This window comes from Desulfitobacterium elongatum (genome assembly GCF_055378975.1).
This window is the reverse complement of record NZ_AP038772.1, coordinates 3,781,757-3,803,656: the sequence shown is the minus strand read 5'-3', so window position 1 is coordinate 3,803,656 and position 21,900 is coordinate 3,781,757. Positions and strand designations below refer to the sequence as shown.

The window sequence follows — 21,900 nt, the reverse complement described above, 5'->3', positions numbered from 1 at the left end:
ATGGCGAATAGACGGCCGGTATGGGCAGAAATAGATTTACAGGCTCTTAAAAGGAATTATGACCGGATAAAGACATATACACAAAGTGAGATTATGCCGATTGTTAAGGCGGATGCTTATGGGCATGGAGCTTTAGAAATCGTCCGAGCACTCTACGATTTGGGAGCTCGGCGCTTTGGTGTCGCAGTATTGGATGAGGCCTTAGAGATCAGGAAGGCTTTTCCAAGCGCATCGGTTATGCTCATTGGTACACTGCCGATTGAAGATGCTTCAACCCTCGTGAAAGAAGATATTACGTGTGGAGTCTATCAACTAGATCATGCTGTGGCCTTATCTAAAGAGGGAGAACATCAAGGGAAGACAGCTAAGATTCATCTTAAAGTGGATACGGGGATGGGACGAATCGGGTTTAGAGAGGATGAATTCGAACAGATATTAACCTGTGCACAGTTGCCTTATTTATATATCGAAGGAATTTATACTCATTTTGCTACTTCAGATCATTCCGATCTTACCTTTGCAAAAGAACAACTGAAAAAGTTTGAAGAGATCGTTGGGAAACTCAAAGCTCAGGGGATCAATATACCGATTCGCCATGCTGCCAATAGTGCTGCCATTCTGCAATTACCGGAGGCTCATTTTGAGCTGGTTCGTCCTGGAATTATCCTGTATGGATTGCCTCCTTCAAAGCATGTGGGCAAGGATATGGGGATTGAACCTGTGCTTTCGTGGAAAGCTCGGGTGACCCATATTAAGATGATTTCAGAAGGAGAAACAGTAAGCTATGGGAGGACCTTTAGAGCGGCTTATCCCACTCGAGTAGCCACGATTCCGGTGGGTTATGCCGACGGCCTACGTCGCTCCCTTTCAAACCAAGGAGAAGCCTTGGTAAAAGGAAAGCGTGTGACTATGATTGGACGTGTATGTATGGATCAGACGATGCTCGATGTGACGCGAATTCCTGGCATTGAAGTTGGAGATGTGGTGACTCTTCTTGGGACGGATGGGTATGAACGAATTGATGCGACAGAGATGGCAAGTTGGTTAGGGACTATTAATTATGAAGTCGTGTGCGGAATTTCGAAGAGAGTTCCACGGGTATATATTAAATAGAGAACAGGTATTGTAATTTAGTAAAGCGGATGATTAAGCGGCCACACAGGCCTTTGAACAGTGGGGTTCACACATCGTGGAAAATAACAAACTCGTCAGTCGTCTAGAAGGAATAAAGAACTTGAGCAGCGAGAATTTTAACTTGTTTACCCCTGCGCGAATCCTAGTTTTAGGATTCGCGGCAGTGATATTATTAGGCGCTTTCCTCCTTACCCTTCCCATAGCAACTGTGGATGCTCAGGGCTTAAGGTTTCTTAATGCGTTATTTACTGCGACTTCAGCGGTCTGCGTGACCGGACTCGTCGTAGTGGACACGGGGACAACGTTTACTTTGTTCGGGCAGATTGTCATTCTTTCTCTGATTCAGATTGGGGGCTTAGGCTTTATGACCTTCGCCACTCTTTTTGCTATCCTACTAGGGAGGAAAGTGACACTCAAGGAACGCCTGCTTCTCCAGGAAGCCTTGAACCAGGTGTCTATCCAAGGGGTTGTCCGGCTCGCGAAATACGTAATTATGGTGACTTTTGGAATCGAAGCGACAGGTGCCTTGATTCTTGCTATTCGCTGGTCGTTTGATATGAGCTGGCAAAAAGCTTTGTACTATGGGATTTTTCATTCGATTTCAGCCTTTAATAATGCGGGCTTTGACTTATTTGGGAATTTTTCAAGCATAACTCGTTATGTGAGTGATCCCGTGGTTAATCTCACCGTGATGCTGCTTATTATTTTAGGGGGATTGGGGTTCACTGTATTATCCGATTTATATTCTCATCGCGGGAAGAAACTTATGCTTCATTCAAAAATAGTCATTTCAGTAACTTTGAGTCTAATTCTCTTTGGAGCAGCCTCAATTTTTGCCATTGAGTTTACTAATCCTAAGACGTTAGCTCCCTTAGATCCCATGGGGAAAGTTTTAGGGGCGCTTTTCCAGTCTGTCACTCCTCGTACAGCAGGGTATAATACACTAAATATCGGGGATTTGCGGAGCACGACGCTTCTTTTGATGATAATATTAATGTTTATCGGTGCTTCCCCTGGTTCTACTGGAGGGGGAATCAAGACGACCTCGTTTGCTTCAGTGTGGCTTTATGCCTTGAGTCTTTTTAGAGGAGAAGATCATGTTAGATATCGCGAACGGACGATTCCTAACGATACGATTCAGAAAGCAGTAGCGGTAATCTTTTCTGCCACACTTCTAGTTTTAACCGTAACCGCATTGCTCACCCTAACGGAAAATGCTGATTTCTTAGCACTCCTTTTCGAAGCGACCTCAGCTTTTGCTACAGTTGGTTTGACGATGGGTATCACTCCGGGTTTAACGGATATAGGAAAACTTGCAATCACGTTTACCATGTTCACCGGGCGAGTAGGACCCTTGACGCTTATCTTCGCACTCTCCCAAAAACGAAATACGACTCAACATGAACATATTAAATATCCTGAAGAGAAGATTATGATTGGATAGTGGGAGGATTTGAAAATGCATAAGCAGTTTGTCGTAATTGGTTTAGGACGCTTTGGGACAAGTGTAGCTCAGACTTTAAGTCATTTAGGACACGATGTATTGGCTATAGATTCAAATGAAGGCCCTGTTCAAGCCCTCATGAACGATGTGACCCATGCTGTACAAGCTGACGCAAGAGTAGAAGAAAATCTAAAAGCCTTAGGAATACGAAATTTTGATGTAGCAGTGGTTGCTATCGGGGATAATATTCAGTCGAGTATCCTTATTACGTTAATGCTTAAAGAAATGGGGATACAGCGTGTTGTAGCAAAAGCAGTGGACTCCCTCCACGGGAAAGTTCTTGAAAAGGTCGGAGCAGATAAAATCATCTATCCAGAAAAAGATATGGGATTTCGCGTTGCTCATAGCCTCGTTACAACAAATGTAATGGATTTTATTGAATTATCACCTGATTACCACATCGTGGAGATTATGACTCCGAATAAATTTGTGGGAAAATCCTTGGGTGAATTGGATCTTAGAGCGCGTTATGGTATTAACGTGATGGCTATTAAACATGGAAATACGATCGATATTGCTCCGGGCGCAGATGCAAAGTTGGAGAGCAAAGATGTTTTAGTTGTAATTAGCGATAATGAAGCTTTAGCTAAGTTGCCTGATTAAGCTTCAGATGGTATTAAAACTCTACCTGAAGAGTGTCCTTTATATTGATTTATGTGAAGGGCTACCTTAGAATGACTAAGGTAGCCCTAGTTTCATGTATTAACTACTTTCCCTTAAGGGATGGGAAGCGGGATGGGAGTGTTTTCTCTGTGCTCATAGGCTTTTTCTACATACCGATTTGCCGTAGAGTAAAGAGAAAGAATTTCCTTTTCGGTAAGTTCTCGAACCACTTTAGCGGGAGAGCCCATGAGGAGCACACGTGGTGGAAAGGTTTTATTTTCCGTAATAAGAGAGCCTGCGGCAACGAGTGATTCTTCCCCGATAACGGCTCCGTTCAGAATGATGGCTCCCATCCCAATCAGAGATCCCTTTTTGATTGTACACCCATGCAAAATGACGGAATGACCGATAGAAACCTCATCCTCGATGACGACGGGTTGACCATGGTTTACATGAATTACGGTCATATCTTGAATATTGGATCGTTTTCCAATCGTGATGGAGGCTAAGTCACCGCGGATGACTGAATTATACCAGACACTACCTTCTTCTGAGATATGTACGTCTCCAATAATTTGGGCGCCCTCAGCAATAAACACATTTTTACCGAGATTAGGTATCTTACCTTTGAAGGAATAAAGCATCGAATAGCCCTCCGAAAACATAAAATTTTAACTAATTATAGGATGATTTCATGGACCTGTCCAGCGACCCCTGTTAGTCTAAAACCCCTTAGCGATACATACACTGTGCAGAGGGGGGCAGGTTATGTTAGATTTAACGATAGTACTGAGTTATGGCTATTTTCTAATATGCCTTTCACTAGGCTGGATTGCTGCTGGAATGCTAGACTTTGATGGTATTATCAAGCGATCCTCCTCGAAGGCTGGACGCTTTCTTATACGTTTAGGGGTAGCGCTCGTTTTAGCAGAAGGATTTCGCATTTTCTTGAGTTTCATATTGGGCCCATTCTTGGATGCGCTAGTTAATCGAAGTCTTAATGGATTTAAAACCTTTTAACAGTCTGTAAAAATCAGACTTTTTTATTTTTTACAGTCAATATATCCTAAGAAGTCTGAAATTATTTTTTCTTTAGAACCTTTCCAAGTTTAGCGAAATTTTTAAGATATAAGCTTTTTTCCTATCTATTGAACCCATTAAGGTTCCGTGATAGTTTAATAGCAGAGGAACATGTTCTACATGGTGAAAGGTGGTTTCAAATAATGAAACACAAAAACGATCTAAAGAAAGTTTTTATCTCAGGAAAAATTCCTAAGGTAGCTTATAATATTCTTTCTCAAGAATTCGAAGTATCGATGCATGATGAGCTTAGGCTCCTAAGTAAAGAGGAAATTCTCGATGGGGTTAAGGGTATCGATGCTCTTCTTTGCTTACTATCCGATTCAATCGACGCTGAAATCATTACATCAAATCCTAATCTGCGAGTCATTGCAAACTATGGCGCAGGATTTAATAATATTGATATCGAAACTGCGGGATTGAGAGGGATTCCTGTAACAAATACTCCGGATGTTTCAACGGCAGCAACGGCTGACTTGACGATTGGCTTGATGCTTGCGATAGCTCGGCGAATTGTGGAAGGTGACAAGGAAACTCGTGCCGGACACTTCAAAGGATGGGCTCCGCTCTATCATCTAGGGGTTGATGTTACAGGCAAGACACTTGGCGTCATAGGGATGGGGAATATTGGTCAGGCTGTCACTCGTCGCGCTAAAGCCTTCGATATGAAGGTTATCTACTCAAGCCGGACACGTCTTTCTGCAGAAAAGGAAAAAGAGCTGGGGGTAATGTATCGCTCTTTTGAAGAGGTTCTACAGAATGCAGATTTTTTGAGCTTGAATTTAAGTTATAGTCCAGCTACCCATCATATGATTGGAGCAAAGGAATTTGACATGATGAAGCGCACCGCTTATCTGATCAATGCAGCTCGTGGACCTTTGGTAGATGAGAAGGCTTTACTTGAGGCCTTGGAGCAGAAGAAAATTGCAGGGGCAGCGCTTGATGTGTATGAGAATGAACCTCAAGTTACTGTCGGGTTGGAAAAGCTTGATCAAGTTATTCTCACTCCGCACTTGGGAAATGCAACGGTAGAAACACGGAATGCCATGGCTGAAATTGCTGCTCGCAATATTATAGCGGTATTAAATGGGGAAGAACCCCTGACGTGTGTCAATCAAGCGTACCTGAAGGCGCAAGTTCATATGGCAGCTAAGTGAGGCTGGTTTAAAGTTGTTTTCTATATAAAGGTAATAGTAGGGAATGGCCCCGTGTCGTTTCGAAAGGGATGTAAATCTCCTTTTGGAATGGCACAGGGGTCGTTCCCTATATTTTTCGTGCTTTGACTAAAGAAGACTTATTTTGCGATAGCTCCTTCTCATCGTATCATTAGTTACTTTATTTATACTATTTCTTGACCCACGTACTCGTAATTCTTGATATAACTCCCTGAAGAGTGCTAAAATTGGTGCATTGGGAGAAAAGGAGATACACAGCGTGAAACGAACGTGGCGATTTTGGCTTGCTCTCTGGGCGGGCAAAGGAATCAGTGCAATATTAAAGTTTGCGGGCAAAAAGGGGACAACCCTTCCCGGAAAAGTGGCCTTGCGCTTTGATCCAGATTTAATCCGAAAGTTGAGTGCAGAGTATACGGATGGGATGATCATGGTGACCGGGACCAATGGAAAGACCACGACGGCCAATCTACTTGCCAATGTTTTAAGGGCCGCTGGAAAGGTCTTTGCCTTTAACCAAGCGGGTGCGAACTTAGTGACCGGGATTACTGGAGCCCTTTTAGAAAACACACGTTGGGGTGGGCAAACAAAAGTAAAGCTTGCTTTACTTGAAGTGGATGAGGCAACCGTTCCGAAATTTTGTCAGCAAGCGACTCCTCAGGTAGCAATCATTACTAATTTTTTCAGGGATCAGCTCGACCGCTATGGAGAACTTGATACAACCGTAAAACTGGTAAGAGATTCTATACCCTCTCATACTGACCTTATCCTTAATGCTGATGATCCTCTTGTGGCTCAATTTGGAAGTGGAAGAATACATACTCTTTATTATGGGGTGGAGAGGACTCCCGAAAGTAAGAGCGAAAGCTCGGAGACACGTGAAGCTCGTTTTTGTCCTTCCTGTGGGGGACTTCTGGAGTATTCCCTCTATCATTATGGGCAGCTAGGAATCTATTCTTGTCATGAGTGTGGGTACAAGCGTCCGGAGCCACCGGTTCTTGCGCAAGACGTATGCACAGAGGAAGCCGGCTTAAGATTCAAAGTAGGAGTGACTTCCTTCACGATGGGCTTACAAGGGTACTATAACTTGTATAATGCCTTAGCGGCTATAGCAGCAGCAAAGCGTTTAGGTATTAAAGACCGCGATATTGAGCGGGGCTTAAGAGAGTTTGTTCCACAAGCAGGGCGGATGGAGCAATTTCCTTTAGCTCAGGGAAATGTAACCTTAACCTTGGTTAAGAATCCAACAGGATTTAATCAAGTGATCCAAACGATTTTTACACTCAAAGAGCGACCGGTTCGTATTCTTATTGGCATCAATGATCTCGCAGCTGATGGAAGAGATATTTCTTGGTTATGGGATGTGGATTTTGAGCTTCTTGGACAGGAAGCTCAGCGAATTCAAAGAATTATCTGTACTGGGCTACGTGCGGAGGATATGGCAGTTCGTCTAAAATATGCGGGTGTACCGGTCGATACATTGCAGATTGAGCATGATTTAGAGAGTGCCCTTGAGAAGGTTCAGGATAACCGCGAGGGTAGAGAAGCAGTATTCATCTTGCCCACGTACACCTTGCTTTTTCCGCTGCGCGAGATCCTCGAGCAGAAGCGAATAAAAAACGCGACTATGCCAGACTCTAGCCAATCACAAAAGGGGGAGGGAATGAATTGAAAATTAGAATCTGTCATCTCTACCCTGATTTATTAGATCTCTATGGGGATCGTGGAAACATCATGGCCTTATCCGTACGTTCCCAGTGGCGGGGGATTGAGAGCGAGGTCCAGAAGGTTTCCTTGGGTGAGCCCTTAGATTTCCAAACACTTGACATATTGTTCATTGGTGGAGGGTCTGATCGAGAACAAAGTATTCTTGTTGAAGACTTGATGAAACGAGAACAGGAGTTGAGAGCCGCGATAGAAGATGGGCTTGTGGTATTGACTATTTGTGGGGGATATCAACTCTTGGGACAGTATTATCAGACCACTGACGGAACACGCATTCCTGGACTGGGGATTCTTGATCTCTGGACGATTGCTGGCCCCAAACGTCTCATTGGAAATGTCGTGGTGGATTGTTCAGGAAGACAATTTCCTTTAAGTACGCTTTCGACGCTGGTCGGATTTGAAAATCATTCGGGAAAGACCTTTTTGGGTTCTGGACTTCAACCACTTGGAAAAGTGCTACATGGAAATGGAAATAATGGAGAAGACGGGGGAGAAGGGGTTCGTTATAAGAATGTATTCGGGACCTACCTTCATGGACCTTTACTCCCTAAGAATCCCCACTTTGCGGATTTGCTATTAGAATTGGCTTTAGCGAGGCGAGGTATTTCGGAGCCTCTTTCTCTGCTCGATGATCAGTTAGAAGAGATGGCGCATCAGACCGTTGTCGAGAGAATTCTTGCGGGGCGCTAAGCGAGTAAGTGTATTGACCCGATATACTTTTTGACGAAAAAGTTGAAGTTTAAACAGGTTCTAAGTATATCATCGTATCTATACTCACATAATATCTGTAATCGAAAATGAGTTAAGTAGGTTTTATAGATAATCTAAATACCAAAATTTACATGTCCTTTATAAGCGTATTTTAAGGCTTTTTGGCTCGTCTATACCTTTAACTTTATTGACACTTTTTAAGGTTACTGTCTATAATGAAGTATAGCTGTGGCTAAAAGACTTGGGGGTGCTGAAGTGGCAGAAAGTAAGCGGATAATGATTAGTTTGCCGGAAAGTTTGCTTGCGGAAGTGGATGATGTAGTAACGGTAGAGAATAGAAATCGCAGCGAATTTATTCGTGAAGCTATTAATAGTGTGCTTCATGAACGCCGGAAACGAGGAATCCGCGAGCAAATGCGTCGGGGTTATCAGGAAATGGCTCAACTCAATCTAGCCATTGCTAAGGAATTATTCTCCACCGAAGATGAGGTTCCACTGGTTTATGATGAAGCTAATGTGGAGTGTCAGAGATGATCATAAAACGCGGGGAAATTTATTATGCTGAACTTAACCCCGTCGTCGGCTCCGAGCAAGGCGGGACGCGTCCCGTTTTGGTGATTCAAAACGATATCGGTAATCAGTTTAGCCCGACGACTATTATAGCTGCGATAACCTCTCAGATTGCGAAGGCTAAGCTACCTACGCACGTGGAGGTACGGGCAAAACGGAGTGGTCTAGAGCGGGACTCTGTTATTTTGACCGAGCAGATTCGGACGATAGATAAGAGCCGTTTAAAGGAAAAAGTAGCCGTCCTAGATGAAGAGGTTATGTTAAGGGTTGATCAGGCGATTGAAATTAGTCTAGGATTAACTGATATTTAGATTACAAGGGTCAGCGGACAGCGTTGCGGGGATGAAGAGCCGGCGCTGTTTTTATTTTGCGATTTTTTGAAGAAACTCTGAAGCGAAGTGTTTTCTTAAGAGGGAAGGCATATAAATATAGTAGTTTGATAGGGGAAGAATCCTTCCAATTTCGAGGGGAAGTAGATTAGGGAATTTGTGAGGTGATTATTCACGATGAATCGTAAGCCAGTGATAGGAATAACGGTCGCTCATTGTTCAGAAGAGTTGAAAACCTTTCCTCGGACACTTTATGTGGAAAGTGTAAAAAAGGCCAATGGGCAACCCATTTTGTTACCAACAATCACGACTTTAGAAGAAGCAGAGGAAATGTTAGCTTTAGTGGATGCTTTGATATTAACGGGCGGTGGAGATTTTTCTCCTATGATACTGGGAGAGCTCCCTAAACGGGGAATCGGGGATTGCCTACCTGAACGAGACTGGAGCGAAATTCTCTTAGCTCAAATGGCAATGAAAGAAGACCTCCCTGTTTTAGGAATATGTAGAGGAATTCAGGTTTTGGCCATTGCAGCAGGAGGTAAGATTTATCAGGATCTTACTTCAGAGCGTCCTGAATCTATTGAACATAAACAGAGAGCTCCTCGTGAATATGCTTGGCATGAAGTTCATTTGACTGAATCTAACCTGGCGATGCTCATTGAAGAAAAAACGATAGGAGTAAATAGTTTCCATCATCAAGCCGTTTCAGTGCTTCCTGAAGGGTTTATAGTTAATGCAGTCGCGCCAGATGGAATCATCGAAGGGATTGAAAAGCTTGGAGCGAAGTTTTGCCTCGGTGTACAGTGGCATCCCGAGGCAATGGATAAAGAAAAGCATAGTCAGAGGCTATTTCAGGGACTGATAAAAGTCGCACAGGAATCTATAAAGAAACACTAAATCGCTTGATTTTGAATATAAAGGAAAACGGGCTAGATAAACAAATAGAAGGGATCGCCAAAGTGGGATTAGCGACTCCTTCTATTTGCTTACTGTAAAGTGTTCACTGTAAGCCCAAACGTTTGAGCTTTTTCCATAGACCCGTTCGTGTGATCCCAAGATAATGCGCGAGCGCTGTTTTATTTCCTTCGAATTCTGAGAGTAAGCTTTCGATCTCTTCCTTCTCTGTTTTACTTTTGCTCGTTTCTGAGTCTCTAAGATCAGGAGGAAGATCCTTAGACTGTATGATTGGGGTTTCAACAAATACATAAAGTCTATTTATGATGTTCTGAAGCTGCCGGATATTTCCTGGCCACGAGTACTTCAAAAGAATATCCTTGGCACTCGTTGAAAGAGTTTTTGGTGCTGTTCCATGAGATTGAGTAAGAAACTCAAGCATATATTCAGCAAGTTCTGCAATATCGCTTCCTCGCTCACGTAAGGGAGGGATTTTAATTTCAATTGAATTTAGCCGATAAAGCAAATCCTCTCGGAATTCCCCCTGCTCAACCATCTGATTGAGATTTCTGTGAGTTGCCGAGATGATGCGTACATGAACTGGAATCGGCTTTGTAGCCCCTAAGGGCTCTACTTCTTGTTCCTGGATTACTCGTAAGAGTTTAGCTTGAAGCTCAGGGGAAAGCTCCCCAATTTCATCTAGGAATAATGTTCCACCATCAGCCAAGAGGATTTTTCCGCGCTTCCCACCCTTTAAACCTCCGGTGAAGGCACCCTCTTGATATCCAAAGAGTTCAGATTCTAATAGATTAGTAGGTATCGCTGCGGAGTTTACTACGATGAAGGGCCCCTGAGCAGCTTGGCTCGACTGATGAATGGCTTTAGCAAATAACTCTTTTCCGGTTCCGGTTTCCCCTGTAACTAGAATGGGGAAATCGTATTGAGCAGCTCGCGCGGCTTTTTGAATGGCATCTCGAATCACTTCCGAGCTGCCGATAATACGCGTAAAACCTGTCGGAACGGTTCGTTTTGGGGATAGAGGTTTAGAGATGGCATTAGGGCATCGAGGGATGAGTCGCGAAATCATAGGGCTTAGTTGTTCAGACGCGGCTTTAAATATGCCGGCGATGAGAGGGGATAAGGCCTTCTCATCCATTGCAGCGGCAACGAGCACTGCAACGGGTTGCTCCTCGTGTTCGATTGGGGCGTAAAGGACAGAGGTAAAACCTTTTCCAAGCAAAGAATCAATGTTTTGATTAAGAGGATCAGCTAAATTGTAGAATACAATACTTTTCGAACGAATCACTTCAGCTATACCGGCCTCGATAGAGGTCCAGTCTTTATCTAAGGGAAGATCTTCTCCTACTTTGACGAGGCATTGACGCTTTTCAAGTTGCTTATCCAGCATATAGAGGCTCACCTGTTCAAGTTGGGAGGTGAGTCGCAATTGGGCACAATAATCTGTTAGGAAATCAAGAATATGCTCTTCTCCAAGGTTAGCGGCTACGCTTTGAAGATAGGCCGCTGTGGCCATTGCTTGGTAGTTGCGTTCTTGCGCAATTCCTGAATGAAAGAAGGCTTGACTAAAAAGCTTAGAGAGTTGGTTAATTAAAAATGCATCTTCGATTTCGAATTGAAAGGGTCGAGTGCTTGCAAGTAATATTGCTCCGACAACTCCATGATCAAAAAGGATAGGGACCCTAAGAGCGGAACGAAATCCGGTCTGATAAAGCAACGGGTCCTCGATAAAAGAAAAGTCCTTGGGACTAAGCAATTGAGCCAGTTGAGGTGCTTCTGTTTCTACAACCCAGCCTAATCCTGATTTTTTGATAGTAGAGTACGGAGCATTTAATGCTCCTTCTATGCCTACGCCGATAGTATAGGCATAGCTGTATTTGCGGAGATGAGGTTCCACCCGAAGAAGGTCAAAATGTTCAAAGGTCGTCACTTCACTGACCATATTAACGATTCGGGAAACAATATCCTGAGGGTCTGTTGTCAAATCTTCGATATTTCTTTCAAGCTGGGAAGGAAGATTGGATGAAAAATTTGGTTCCAGACCGATGAGGAGTAGGCGGTTAGAATCCCCATGCACCTCGAAAATCTCTACATTTAATACGATTTGATGATTCGCCACAGACCATGTTGTTATGTCATTCTCTGGTTTTAGTGTTAGAAGCATTTCGAGCGATTCAGAATCGAGAGTATGAATCAATTGTTTGGCAAAATCATTAATTCGTTCAATTTGTTCGTTTTTGTTTATCCGGATTATTCCAAAAGGAAAAGATTCGAATAGTTCATCTCTCATATATATCTCCCTAATTCTTATGTAAATTAGTGGTGTCGTCCATAAATGGTGAGATTCTAATTATGTCTATTATACACGAAGGAGCTCCTTTTCTATTTGCAAAAATTTATATTATCAACAATCGAGTTGGATGTAGATAATGTATCACCTGAGGAATAGCCTACGACAACACCACAGACAGGGGAATATCCAAAAGGTATGCCTATTTTTTTGATGAGTTCAGTATTACCCTTAATTCCAAGTAATGGAGAAAGTATATAACATGAGCCAAGCCCAAGTGCAGTTGCAGCAATTGTAATATTAGCCGCAGCGCATGAAGTGTTTGCTGCATTGTAGGGATTGGCCATAGGAGCAGAAAAGAGAAATAACACTGGAGCACCATACAACGGTTGGTAACCTTCGACGGCAGCACGACCCATCAAAAGTTTGTCGCCTGAGTTCTTATAAGAAAATAATGCCCGATCATTTATTTCATTTAGTACATCTGTATTTTCAATGACCGAAATATGAAAATATCCTGCTTTTGGCGCATTATTTCCTGCGGCAAGAAGTTGTCCAATTTTATCATCTTCTACAGTTTTTCGCAGATAGCTTCGAATACTTCTTCTTAGCTCAATTGCCTTTAACGTCTCCATGATGATACCACCTTCACCCATAGTTTCATAATGAATTGTATCATAAATAATTCTATTAGAAAAAATAGATTAGAAGTTTAAGAATGGAAAGAGATTAAAGGCAATTCAATTCAATAAGGGGGAGTTTAAAGAAAGAATTCTATTGACAAAGCATCAGTTATATAATAATATAACTTCAATTGATACAGTTAAAATCTATAGGAATACTAGGAATTAAGCTTGGACAGATTTGGCGTGTAAGGAAGAAGCTTAAGTCATCAATACATTTAAATCAAAAAAAATTTTACTCCTAAAACCTACTAAAACAATTGGAAAAATATCATAATCAATGTGATGGATTTGGACTGGAGGTGTAGCGTATCAAAGAGCTGCCTTTGCCTTCCTGGTTAGAGGAATTGTTGACAATTATCAAGACGGTGAAACATGGATCGGTTACTTTGATAATTCAGGACGGACGGGTCATCCAGATCGATAAAAACGAGAAAATTCGCCTGAAATAACCTTAGTTGACGCTGGTATGAAGGAGATGACTTGAAATGAGGGTTGCTATCGTAGGTGGGCATAACCAAGATACCTATGGCAAAATTTTTAAAAGAGTTGGCCAGGTCGAGATTCATTTTCATGATGGTATACCCAAGAAGAATAATAAAAGAAACTTGGAGTCATTAATCAGAGATGTTGATTTTGTAATCATTGTTCAGAGTGCGTGTTCACATGCTAGCATGTGGGATGCTAAGGAAGTCGCTAAAAAGTGTAATAAAGAGGTGTATTTCTCTAGAGGACTTGGATTAACATCGATCGTCAATAGGATCACTAGACAATCAAGTTTAGTGACGGCATAGAGGGGGATTTTATAGTTGACCAGTGAACTGGAGACTGAGTTTTATGACCTTCATAGGTAGTAAACTCAGTCTTTTTTTAATCAAAAAGCACTAATTGGAGGGAATTAGATCGTTCAAGGGGTGGGACGCTCGCAGCACATTGAAAATTTATAGTTTACATTATAGTCGACCAGTGAACTGGAGACTAAGTTAATAACCTTTCTGTAGGTTGTAGACTTAGTCTCTTTCTTTTAGGATAGCCCAAAGCATCGAAGCAGAGGAAAGGGGTAATTTTGTGAGTTCAATAAGTCCCAAAGAAAGACTACTACGCGTATTGAACAAAGAAAAGGTGGATAGAGCACCCGTGATTTGCCCAGGAGGGATGATGAATGCAGCAATAGTCGACGTAATGAACAAGACAGGGCATACTCTCCCCGAGGCGCACAGTGATTATGACTTAATGTCTAAACTCTCATATGATGTCGCGGAGAATACGGGATTTGAAAACTTTGGCATTCCTTTTTGTATGACAGTTGAAGCCGAGGTGCTGGGGAGTGAAATCAATTTTGGTTCATACTCATGTGAACCAAAAATTGAAAAAGAACTTTTCGCCTCCGTTTCTCAAGTTGAATTTCAAGATATTAAAAAACTAGTTAAAACAGGGAGGGTTGATACGATATTACAAGCCGGATTTGTCTTGTCGAAAAAATACCCTGACATTCCAGTGATTGGCAATCTAACAGGGCCGATCAGTACTGCGGCTTCTCTAGTTGATCCGATGGAATTCTTGAAGGAATTGAGAAAAGACCAAAGTAATTCTCACAAAGTTATAGAATATGTCACCCGCTTTCTGACTGAATATGCCAAACTTATGATTGATAATGGAGCCACGGTAATTTCTATCGCAGATCCCACTGCAACGGGTGAAATTCTAGGACCCAAGATGTTTGAGGAGTATGCTGTAAGATACCTTAATCAACTCATTGATGCCATACATGATATGAAAACACCTGTAATTTTACATATCTGTGGAAATTTGAATAGGGTAAATGAATGGATACCCCGAATTAAGTCAGACGCCATCAGCACTGATGCGCTAGTGAATCTCAAATTATTAAAGCAGCAGTATCCAGAGCTGATTACCATGGGGAACCTTAGCACGTATCTTCTGGAGTTTGGGACACCCGAAAAAGTGGAATACCAAACGGAAAGACTGATTCGAGATGGAATTAATGTTATTGCTCCTGCCTGTGGGCTGAGTACTTCTACACCTTTGAACAACATTTCTGCTATGACCCATATTGTTAAGGAGCATTGATTATGGTAACCGTTAAATTCTTGCCTGAAAATAATTTCGTACAAGTCAACGAGGGGACGACAATTCTAGAAGCAGCACGATTAGCTGGAATACAAATAGAATCCCCTTGTGATGCAGCACTTATCTGTGGCAAATGTAAAGTAAAGATTGAAGATAAATTCCGGAGAAATGTCGTGCAGAAGGGGAATCATCGTCTTAGTAAAGAAGAAATTTTTCAAGGTTATGTATTATCTTGCGCAACTGAAGTAAGAGGGGACATTACGGTTGAGCTTAGTCATGGTCAGGATAATAGTACGCTTAAAATCTTGGAAGAAGGAATCGGCTTTGAAGTCGATATAGACAGTTATATATGGAAAAAGTATATTCCTGAGCTGAATATTACCGAAGTATTTGCTGGAAAGGAACGACTCAGCAATGAAGAAGGGAACACGGAAGCAAGTAGCTATGGAATTGTTGTAGATATCGGAACGACTACATTAGTTGTCTCGCTCATCAATAGTTTTAACGGAGAAGAGGTAGGGTCTATATCGGCCCTCAATCCACAGGCAGTCTATGCCCAAGATGTATTGTCAAGGATCAAGTTTGCTTCTGAAGAGAATAAACTGCAAATTATGTATAGGGCGATTATAGTAGAAATCAATAGGATGATCACTGAGTTATGCAAGGCTTACGAGGTAAGTAAAGACCAAATTTATGAGGCTGTATTCAGCGGGAATACATGTATGCTTCATTTAGCAGCAGGAGTAAATCCTTACTCCTTAGGGAAAGCTCCCTATACTCCAGAGATTTATGGAGGTGAATACTTTAAAGCGCTAGATCATGGTTTGGACATTGCATCCATTGGTCTCATCTATTTTCCACCCATCATATCCGCTTATGTGGGAGCGGATATTACTTCTGGAGTATTAGCTTCACAATTATATCAGCGGAGAGGAATAGTACTTTTCGTGGATATTGGGACAAATGGAGAAATGGTCATTGGTTCTGAGGGTAAACTTTTCGCTACGTCTACCGCTGCGGGGCCTGCATTTGAAGGGATGAATATTTCCCATGGAATGAGAGCTGGAAAGGGTGCCATTGAAAGGTACGAGATTGAAGAAAGTGGAGAAATTCGTCTTAAGACCATTGAGGACTCTGAAGCCGTAGGGATCTGTGGGAGTGGACTTTTAGATATAGTCGGCGAACTTGTGGTTCATGGATTGGTAAACAAAAACGGAAAATTAGGGATTACAGAAGAAAAAGGCATCCCGCTTGAATTGCAGGAAAGAGTCTTCAAAAAAGAGGGTAAAACAAACTTCAAAGTGGCGGAAGATGTAGATCTATCTCAGAAAGATATCCGTCAAGTTCAACTGGCCAAAGGTGCGGTAAGAGCAGGTATCGAGTTTTTGCTTAGGTGTCAAGAAGTGAAGGCTGCCGAAGTGAATGAGGTCCTAATCGCTGGATCGTTTGGCTATCATTTGAGTGAGGATAGTTTAATCAACATCGGACTTTTGCCGAAGGAATTCGCAGGAAAAGTAAAATTCGTTGGAAATACTTCGAAAACTGGAGGCAAAACATTTCTACTCAATCAATCGTATAAAAAAACGATGGAGCAAATGGTCAAGGGCATAGAAGTTATAGAACTTGCGAATTATCCGGATTTTGATCGAGTTTTTGTTGAGTGTTTAAGCTTTTAGGAAGTATGAGTTAAATCGTTGGCTGACTAGTGAACTAGAGGCTGTATCTTAAATCGACCTTCTAAGCCGATTTAGATACAGCCTTTATTAATAAAGGGAGGTAGTAATCAATGGCTGAAAAAGGGGTAGAGCTATTTCAAAAGTTATCTGAAGCTGTAGTGGATATGAATGAAAAAGAGGCGGTTTCTCTGAGCCAACAAGTAGTGGAGGAAAAGATCGATGCGTATGAAGCGGTCGTCAAGGGACTGACAGACGGCATGGATAGAGCTGGAAAGCTCTTTGAGGAAGAAGAATATTTTGTCCCAGAACTCCTTATGTGCTCTGACGCAATGTACTCAGGACTTACGGTACTAAAACCCCATATCAAAACAAGACAGGATGCTGGGGGAAGGCACAAGGTCGTGATTGGGGTCATTGAAGGGGATACCCATGATATTGGCAAGAATCTAGTGAGAATTATGCTTGAAGCGGCAGGGTTTGAAGTTATTGATCTAGGAAGGGATATTACTCCAAGAAATTTTGTGGATAAAGCCAAAGAAGTGAAGGCTGAAATTATCGCACTTTCAACTCTAATGACAACGACAATGGATGGTATGGGAGCGGTTGTCGATTTATTAAAACAAGAAAATATCCGGGATCAATTTAAAGTTATTGTAGGAGGCGGACCGATTTCTCAGGGCTTTGCTGAGAAGATTGGGGCAGATGGCTATACAACAAACGCTGCTGAAGCGGTACAACTCGCTAAAAGCTTAGTTAGCTAGAAAGTCACTAGTAGGAAAAAGGTGTATTTAGGAAGGAGATTCGCAATGTATACAGACCTAATTCCGGATTCCATGACCCCGAAGGAAAGAATGAACGCTTTTTTGCAGGGAAAACCGTATGATAGAATACCGTTTAATGCTTCCATGGGGGATCATGCTAGCAGGGTTATTGGTATTAAAGTATCTGAATACCATAGTTCGGCTGCTAAGATGGTAGAGGCCCAAATTGCCGCCTATAAAACCTATAAATTGGATAGTGTTGGCGCGGGTGGCGGGCATTCCGTCGTTGCAGAGGCCGTGGGAAGCAAGATGGAATTTCCTGATTACAGCACTGCATTTGTTAAAGAGTTTGCAATCAAAGAAATCTCAGACCTTAAAAACTTGGAGATCCCTGATCCTCACAAGAAGGGTCGCTTACCCATTTTTCTGGAAGCGCTAGAAATACTGGTCGATAAAGTCGGAGCGGAGGCTCCAGTAGCCACGAATCTTGGTGGCCCGATGTCAATGGCCTATAGTCTTCGGGGTGCTGAAAACCTCATGAAAGACTTATACAGCAATCCCGAGTTTGTCCATGAATTGTTGGACTTTTGCGTCAAGAGCACGATTCCCTATGTTAAAGAAGTTGCCAAGTTGGGTGTTGGGATAGGAATTGTTGATCCCGTATCTTCTGGAAGTCTAATGAGTCATCAGTTATTTAAGGAATTCTCCTTTCCTCATTTAAAGGATTTAATTACTGAAATTAAGAAAGTGACGAATCCTCCCGTCCTTCATATCTGCGGTAAAACGAAGAAAATCATTCACTACATGGCGGATACTGGCGCAGGAATGCTCAGTTTGGATAACTCCTTGGATCTTGACTATGTGAAGCAAGAAGTCGGCCATAAAATAGGGATCTCAGGGAATATCAGGCCAGCTGAGACGATGTATCTAGGCACACCGGAAACTGTCGAACAAAATGTCAAAGAGTGCCTTAGAAAAGGGTACGATTCTCCCAAGGGATATATATTAGCAATGGGGTGTGAATTACCGATTAAAACGCCGCCGCAAAATGTGCATGCCCTCTCAGCGGCAGTAAGAAAATATGGACAATATCCTTATAAGCCAGAACTGTTTAATTAGCTGTGTTGGCCTAGAGGCAGAAATCATCCCTATCTTTTTCGAGGTCATAAGTATTGGATATCTTGCATTTGAATTGAGCAGTAGAATTGAGTGACTTTATATTTTATGAAGTGGAATGAAGCGATAGGAGGGATTAGATGAGTGCAAAAGTAAAGCAAAAGGCAATCTGCGGAGTCTGCCCAGGTGGGTGTGCCGTTGAGGTGGGACTTGATGAAGGCGAGTTAGTAGAAATTTTCCCTATAAAGGGAGCCCCCTTTAGCTCGTTATGTGTAAGAGGGAAGCATGCACCAGAAGTCGTTTGTTCTCCGGATCGTCTCAAAAAGCCGTTAATACGGACAGGGAAAAGAGGGAGTGGTGAATTTAGGGAAGCGACCTGGGAAGAAGCCTTGGATTATGTGGCAGAAAATCTTAACACAATCAAGCAAAGATATGGGCCGCAAGCGGTAGCGAGTCATAGTGGGAGAGGGACATTTGAGCTTTCTTTTGCCGAATTTACTGGAGGCGGGGACACGATGACCTCCAAATTCCTCTGGCCTTTCGGATCTCCGAATGTAGGGAGTGTAAGCTCTTTGTGCTTTACCTCATACGGAGTGCTGGCTCCTCGTGTAACCTTTGGACTCCCTGGGAACTTACTTGATCCCGATATCGAAAACAGTAAGCTTATCATTGTATGGGGAGCAAACCCTGCTACCGATTCACCTCCATTTTTGTTTGAACGGATACTTAAAGCCAAACAAAAAGGAACGCGAATTATAGCCATTGACCACATGTGCAGTGACATTGCTAAACGAGCCGATCAATGGCTAGCCATTCGTTCAGGGACTGATGGTGCATTGGCTTTGGCCCTGCTTCATGTGATTATCGAGGAAGAATTGTATGACAAAGAATTTGTGGAGCAGTGGACATTAGGATTTGCAGAATTCAAAGAATATGTAAAGGAGTTTTCACCCGATAAGGTGGAAGAAATCACGGGTATTCCGTCTGAAGACATACTCCATTTGGCTCGAGAAATCGCGAATACGAAACAAACAACCTTAAGGACGTATACCGGATTAGAATACTCGAATGCAGGCGTCCAGTCGATTCGGGCCGTGTATATTCTTTTGGCGATCACTGGAAATCTCGATGTCCCTGGCGGGTTACTCATAAATCCTGTATCCGACCTACCGAATGAACCCTTACAGTTTAATAAACCAGAAGGAGTCTCTCCTATCGGGGCTAAGGAGTATCCTCTCTTTTATGAACTCACTGAGAGTGCTCAATTCTTAGAATTACCCAGAGCTGTACTTGAAGGAATCCCTTATCCAGTTAAAGGGCTTATTATTAGCGGATCATCCGTTATTACTTCTTACCCTCAACCGAGTATTTGGGAAGAAACCTTTGAGAACTTAGATTTCCTGTTGGTTATGGATCGATTTATGACTCGCGATGCTCAGTTTGCTGATGTTGTGTTGCCGGCGACGACCTATTTTGAAAATACATCGTATCAGCGTTATCCAGGGTATCTGCGTTTGAGAAGACCTGTGATTAAACCAGTGGGTGAGGCACGGAGTGATCTGTCTATACTTGCTGCTCTTGCACAACGACTGGGTTATGGACACCTCTTTCCACAAAATGAAGAGGAACTATTAAATCGGGCTTTCGCAAAAAATCCAGAGTTACTGCAGAAATTACAAGAAGCGGAAGATGGAATCGCTATTCCCAGGCCCGAAAGACAGTATCGAAAATATACCAAGGGACTATTGCGACCTGACGGTCAAGCGGGGTTTAATACTCTGTCTGGTAAGCTGGAAATCAATTCGAGTTTACTGGCCAAACATGGCTACGATAGCTTACCCGTATATGTAGAGCCAATTGAAGGAAAGCTTGGGAATCCAGAACTATATCGTAAATATCCATTGACCTTAAATACTGGTGCAAGAATTCAATCCACCTTTCGTTCTCAACATTTGAATATTCCAGGCTTGTTAAAAATTCAAGAAAAACCCCATGTCATTATTAATCCTGAAGATGCATCAATCAGAGGGATTGAAAATGGAGATAAGGTCGTCATTCGTACAGAGCGTGGCGCAGTGGATTTTTATGCCTTCATAACCAATGATATCCCCCAAGGAGGGGTTGAGGTCAATGTGGGCGGGGGAGGTCCTATCCAAGTAGAAGCATGGCGAAAAGCCAATGCCAATATCCTAACTGATTTATATAATCGCGATCCGATTTCAGGTTTTCCTGTATTAAAAGCATTATTATGCCAAATTGAAAAAGCATAGTGCGAATTTTCATACTGTTTGTTAACCAGAAAAAAGATTGAAGAGCGTACTACTCAACGGCCGTTCGGGCGTTAACCAAATAACTTAATATTAATGAGGTGCATACATATGAAGAAACTTACCAAATCTGCGATTTTTCTGTTTCTCGCATCTATGTTGGTGCTTTCCGCTGCAGGATGCAGCTCGAATACTTCCGCCGGCTCAAGCGCCCCCAATAGCCAGTCCTCGCAAAGCGGCGTAGCGTCAGACAGTACAAAACCATCTTCCGTTGATAAATCGGTAAAAATTGCTATGTCCCCGGGCTCTCCTCGTGCAGCGCTCACAATTATCGCCGATAAACTCGGCTACTATAAGGAAGAGGGTGTTGATGTCAAACTGGTAAACCTACAAACGCCCGGCGACATCATCAGCGCAATGGAGCTTGGCAAGGTTGATCAGTCGGCCTTTGCGATTACTCCATACCTGACATCCATTGCAAATGGTTCCAAGTTCACCATATACGGAGGTACCGCGTCCGAGGGTGAGGCGCTTGTTGCAAAAAAGGAAAATGTCGAGCTTTATAAAGACCTCACAAATCTCAAGGGGAAGAAAATCGGCACCGTGCGTACGAGTACAGGTGAAATTCTCAACAGACCGCATATCAAAGCCGCGGGCGTCGATGTCGATAAGGATATTGAACTTGTCGAGTTCACTTCCTATCCTGCAATCATCGAAGCCATTGCCAAAGGCACCGTTGATGTAGGATATGTGATCGTTGACCTTCAAGGAAGCTATGAGGGGCGCGGTCTTGCCAATGTCTACGATATTGGTGATGTTGAGCCAAACTATGTATGCTGCCGCCAGACGGTATCAACCTCTGCATTAAATGCCAAGAGAGACTCCTTTGTTAAGGTTCTAACCGCAAATATCCGGGCCTATAAGTTCTATAAGGAAAATCAAGATGAGACGGTTAAAATTCTGACGGACTACTCTGGACAGTCGAAAGATTACGTTTACCAGGTAGCCTATGTCACTAATGCAAACTTCACCGTTGACCCGAACAAGAACGGCGTTGTTAAGTTCTACGACCTCCTTAAGGAGTATAAATATATCAACTCGAACGTCAAGATTGAGGATCATATTGACACTTCGTTGTATAAGGATGCCCTTACGGCAATCCTAGCCCGCGAGCCGAATGACCCCATTTATAAGAAGCTCTGGGCTGATTACGAAAAGAACAACTTATAATACTGATCCAGCTGGCACTGTTAGGGTGTCAGCTGGTTTTTAAGAA

At 42.7% G+C, this 21,900-nt stretch carries 21 protein-coding genes; 18 read left to right on the top strand and 3 right to left on the bottom strand.

The genetic code is table 11. The features are described from left to right. The 3 genes from alr (at position 1) to ACZ42W_RS18040 (ending at position 3,241) form a co-directional block, all read left to right on the top strand. Positions 1 to 1,113, top strand: coding sequence for an alanine racemase (gene alr, locus ACZ42W_RS18050; RefSeq protein ID WP_464166651.1), 1,113 nt, complete (start codon positions 1 to 3; stop codon positions 1,111 to 1,113). Positions 1,114 to 1,234: 121 nt separating this feature from the next. Next, positions 1,235 to 2,578, top strand: a complete 1,344-nt coding sequence (locus ACZ42W_RS18045; protein WP_464171074.1) for a TrkH family potassium uptake protein — start codon at positions 1,235 to 1,237, stop codon at positions 2,576 to 2,578. A 15-nt stretch (positions 2,579 to 2,593) separates the two neighbouring features. Then, a complete protein-coding gene (locus ACZ42W_RS18040) occupies positions 2,594 to 3,241 on the top strand; it encodes a potassium channel family protein (RefSeq protein WP_464166650.1) in 648 nt (215 codons plus the stop codon). Between the two features lie 113 nt (positions 3,242 to 3,354). Here ACZ42W_RS18040 and ACZ42W_RS18035 read toward each other — a convergent pair whose 3' ends face one another. After that, the gene (locus ACZ42W_RS18035) at positions 3,355 to 3,885 is read right to left on the bottom strand and encodes a gamma carbonic anhydrase family protein (protein WP_464166649.1); all 531 of its coding nucleotides are present in this window, start codon (positions 3,883 to 3,885) and stop codon (positions 3,355 to 3,357) included. A 124-nt stretch (positions 3,886 to 4,009) separates the two neighbouring features. Between ACZ42W_RS18035 and ACZ42W_RS18030 the strand changes: the two genes are divergently transcribed. The 7 genes from ACZ42W_RS18030 to ACZ42W_RS18000 all read left to right on the top strand — a co-directional run bounded on the left by ACZ42W_RS18030 (position 4,010) and on the right by ACZ42W_RS18000 (position 9,725). Further along, complete coding sequence (locus ACZ42W_RS18030) at positions 4,010 to 4,261, top strand: hypothetical protein (protein WP_464166648.1); 252 nt, start codon at positions 4,010 to 4,012, stop codon at positions 4,259 to 4,261. A 203-nt stretch (positions 4,262 to 4,464) separates the two neighbouring features. Beyond that, a complete protein-coding gene (locus ACZ42W_RS18025; protein WP_464166647.1) occupies positions 4,465 to 5,478 on the top strand; it encodes a 2-hydroxyacid dehydrogenase family protein in 1,014 nt (337 codons plus the stop codon). A 277-nt stretch (positions 5,479 to 5,755) separates the two neighbouring features. Then, entirely contained in the window at positions 5,756 to 7,165 is a 1,410-nt protein-coding gene (locus ACZ42W_RS18020; protein WP_464166646.1) for a MurT ligase domain-containing protein, read from the top strand. Further along, positions 7,162 to 7,908, top strand: a complete 747-nt coding sequence (locus ACZ42W_RS18015) for a type 1 glutamine amidotransferase (protein ID WP_464166645.1) — start codon at positions 7,162 to 7,164, stop codon at positions 7,906 to 7,908. Before ACZ42W_RS18020 ends, ACZ42W_RS18015 begins: the two co-directional genes overlap by 4 nt. Before the next feature lie 276 nt (positions 7,909 to 8,184). Continuing rightward, complete coding sequence (locus ACZ42W_RS18010) at positions 8,185 to 8,463, top strand: CopG family ribbon-helix-helix protein (RefSeq protein ID WP_464166644.1); 279 nt, start codon at positions 8,185 to 8,187, stop codon at positions 8,461 to 8,463. Then, positions 8,460 to 8,810, top strand: a complete 351-nt coding sequence (locus ACZ42W_RS18005; protein WP_005817423.1) for a type II toxin-antitoxin system PemK/MazF family toxin — start codon at positions 8,460 to 8,462, stop codon at positions 8,808 to 8,810. The genes ACZ42W_RS18010 and ACZ42W_RS18005 overlap by 4 nt, the downstream gene beginning before the upstream one ends. Before the next feature lie 195 nt (positions 8,811 to 9,005). Continuing rightward, on the top strand, positions 9,006 to 9,725 hold the full coding sequence (locus tag ACZ42W_RS18000) for a gamma-glutamyl-gamma-aminobutyrate hydrolase family protein (protein WP_464166643.1): 720 nt from the start codon (positions 9,006 to 9,008) through the stop codon (positions 9,723 to 9,725). A 103-nt stretch (positions 9,726 to 9,828) separates the two neighbouring features. Here the strand turns inward: ACZ42W_RS18000 and ACZ42W_RS17995 are convergent, their stop codons facing one another. Beyond that, the gene (locus ACZ42W_RS17995; RefSeq protein WP_464166642.1) at positions 9,829 to 12,030 is read right to left on the bottom strand and encodes a sigma-54-dependent Fis family transcriptional regulator; all 2,202 of its coding nucleotides are present in this window, start codon (positions 12,028 to 12,030) and stop codon (positions 9,829 to 9,831) included. A 92-nt stretch (positions 12,031 to 12,122) separates the two neighbouring features. Continuing rightward, positions 12,123 to 12,665, bottom strand: a complete 543-nt coding sequence (locus tag ACZ42W_RS17990) for a nitroreductase family protein (protein WP_464166641.1) — start codon at positions 12,663 to 12,665, stop codon at positions 12,123 to 12,125. 368 nt (positions 12,666 to 13,033) lie between these two features. Between ACZ42W_RS17990 and ACZ42W_RS17985 the strand changes: the two genes are divergently transcribed. The 8 genes from ACZ42W_RS17985 to ACZ42W_RS17950 all read left to right on the top strand — a co-directional run bounded on the left by ACZ42W_RS17985 (position 13,034) and on the right by ACZ42W_RS17950 (position 21,854). Continuing rightward, positions 13,034 to 13,165 carry a YezD family protein gene (locus ACZ42W_RS17985; protein WP_464171072.1) on the top strand — a complete coding sequence of 44 codons (132 nt, stop codon included), beginning with the start codon at positions 13,034 to 13,036 and terminating at the stop codon, positions 13,163 to 13,165. Between the two features lie 36 nt (positions 13,166 to 13,201). Continuing rightward, positions 13,202 to 13,507, top strand: coding sequence for a DUF2325 domain-containing protein (locus ACZ42W_RS17980; protein WP_464166640.1), 306 nt, complete (start codon positions 13,202 to 13,204; stop codon positions 13,505 to 13,507). Positions 13,508 to 13,781: 274 nt separating this feature from the next. Further along, positions 13,782 to 14,804, top strand: a complete 1,023-nt coding sequence (locus ACZ42W_RS17975; protein WP_464166639.1) for a uroporphyrinogen decarboxylase family protein — start codon at positions 13,782 to 13,784, stop codon at positions 14,802 to 14,804. A gap of 2 nt (positions 14,805 to 14,806) precedes the next feature. Next, entirely contained in the window at positions 14,807 to 16,480 is a 1,674-nt protein-coding gene (locus ACZ42W_RS17970) for an ASKHA domain-containing protein (RefSeq protein WP_464166638.1), read from the top strand. A gap of 110 nt (positions 16,481 to 16,590) precedes the next feature. After that, on the top strand, positions 16,591 to 17,241 hold the full coding sequence (locus ACZ42W_RS17965; RefSeq protein WP_464166637.1) for a corrinoid protein: 651 nt from the start codon (positions 16,591 to 16,593) through the stop codon (positions 17,239 to 17,241). A 45-nt stretch (positions 17,242 to 17,286) separates the two neighbouring features. Further along, positions 17,287 to 18,360 (top strand): uroporphyrinogen decarboxylase family protein, encoded by a 1,074-nt coding sequence (locus ACZ42W_RS17960; RefSeq protein ID WP_464166636.1) that lies wholly within the window; start codon positions 17,287 to 17,289, stop codon positions 18,358 to 18,360. 137 nt (positions 18,361 to 18,497) lie between these two features. After that, a complete protein-coding gene (locus tag ACZ42W_RS17955) occupies positions 18,498 to 20,627 on the top strand; it encodes a molybdopterin-containing oxidoreductase family protein (RefSeq protein WP_464166635.1) in 2,130 nt (709 codons plus the stop codon). A gap of 93 nt (positions 20,628 to 20,720) precedes the next feature. Continuing rightward, entirely contained in the window at positions 20,721 to 21,854 is a 1,134-nt protein-coding gene (locus ACZ42W_RS17950) for an ABC transporter substrate-binding protein (protein WP_464166634.1), read from the top strand. Positions 21,855 to 21,900 lie beyond the last annotated feature (46 nt).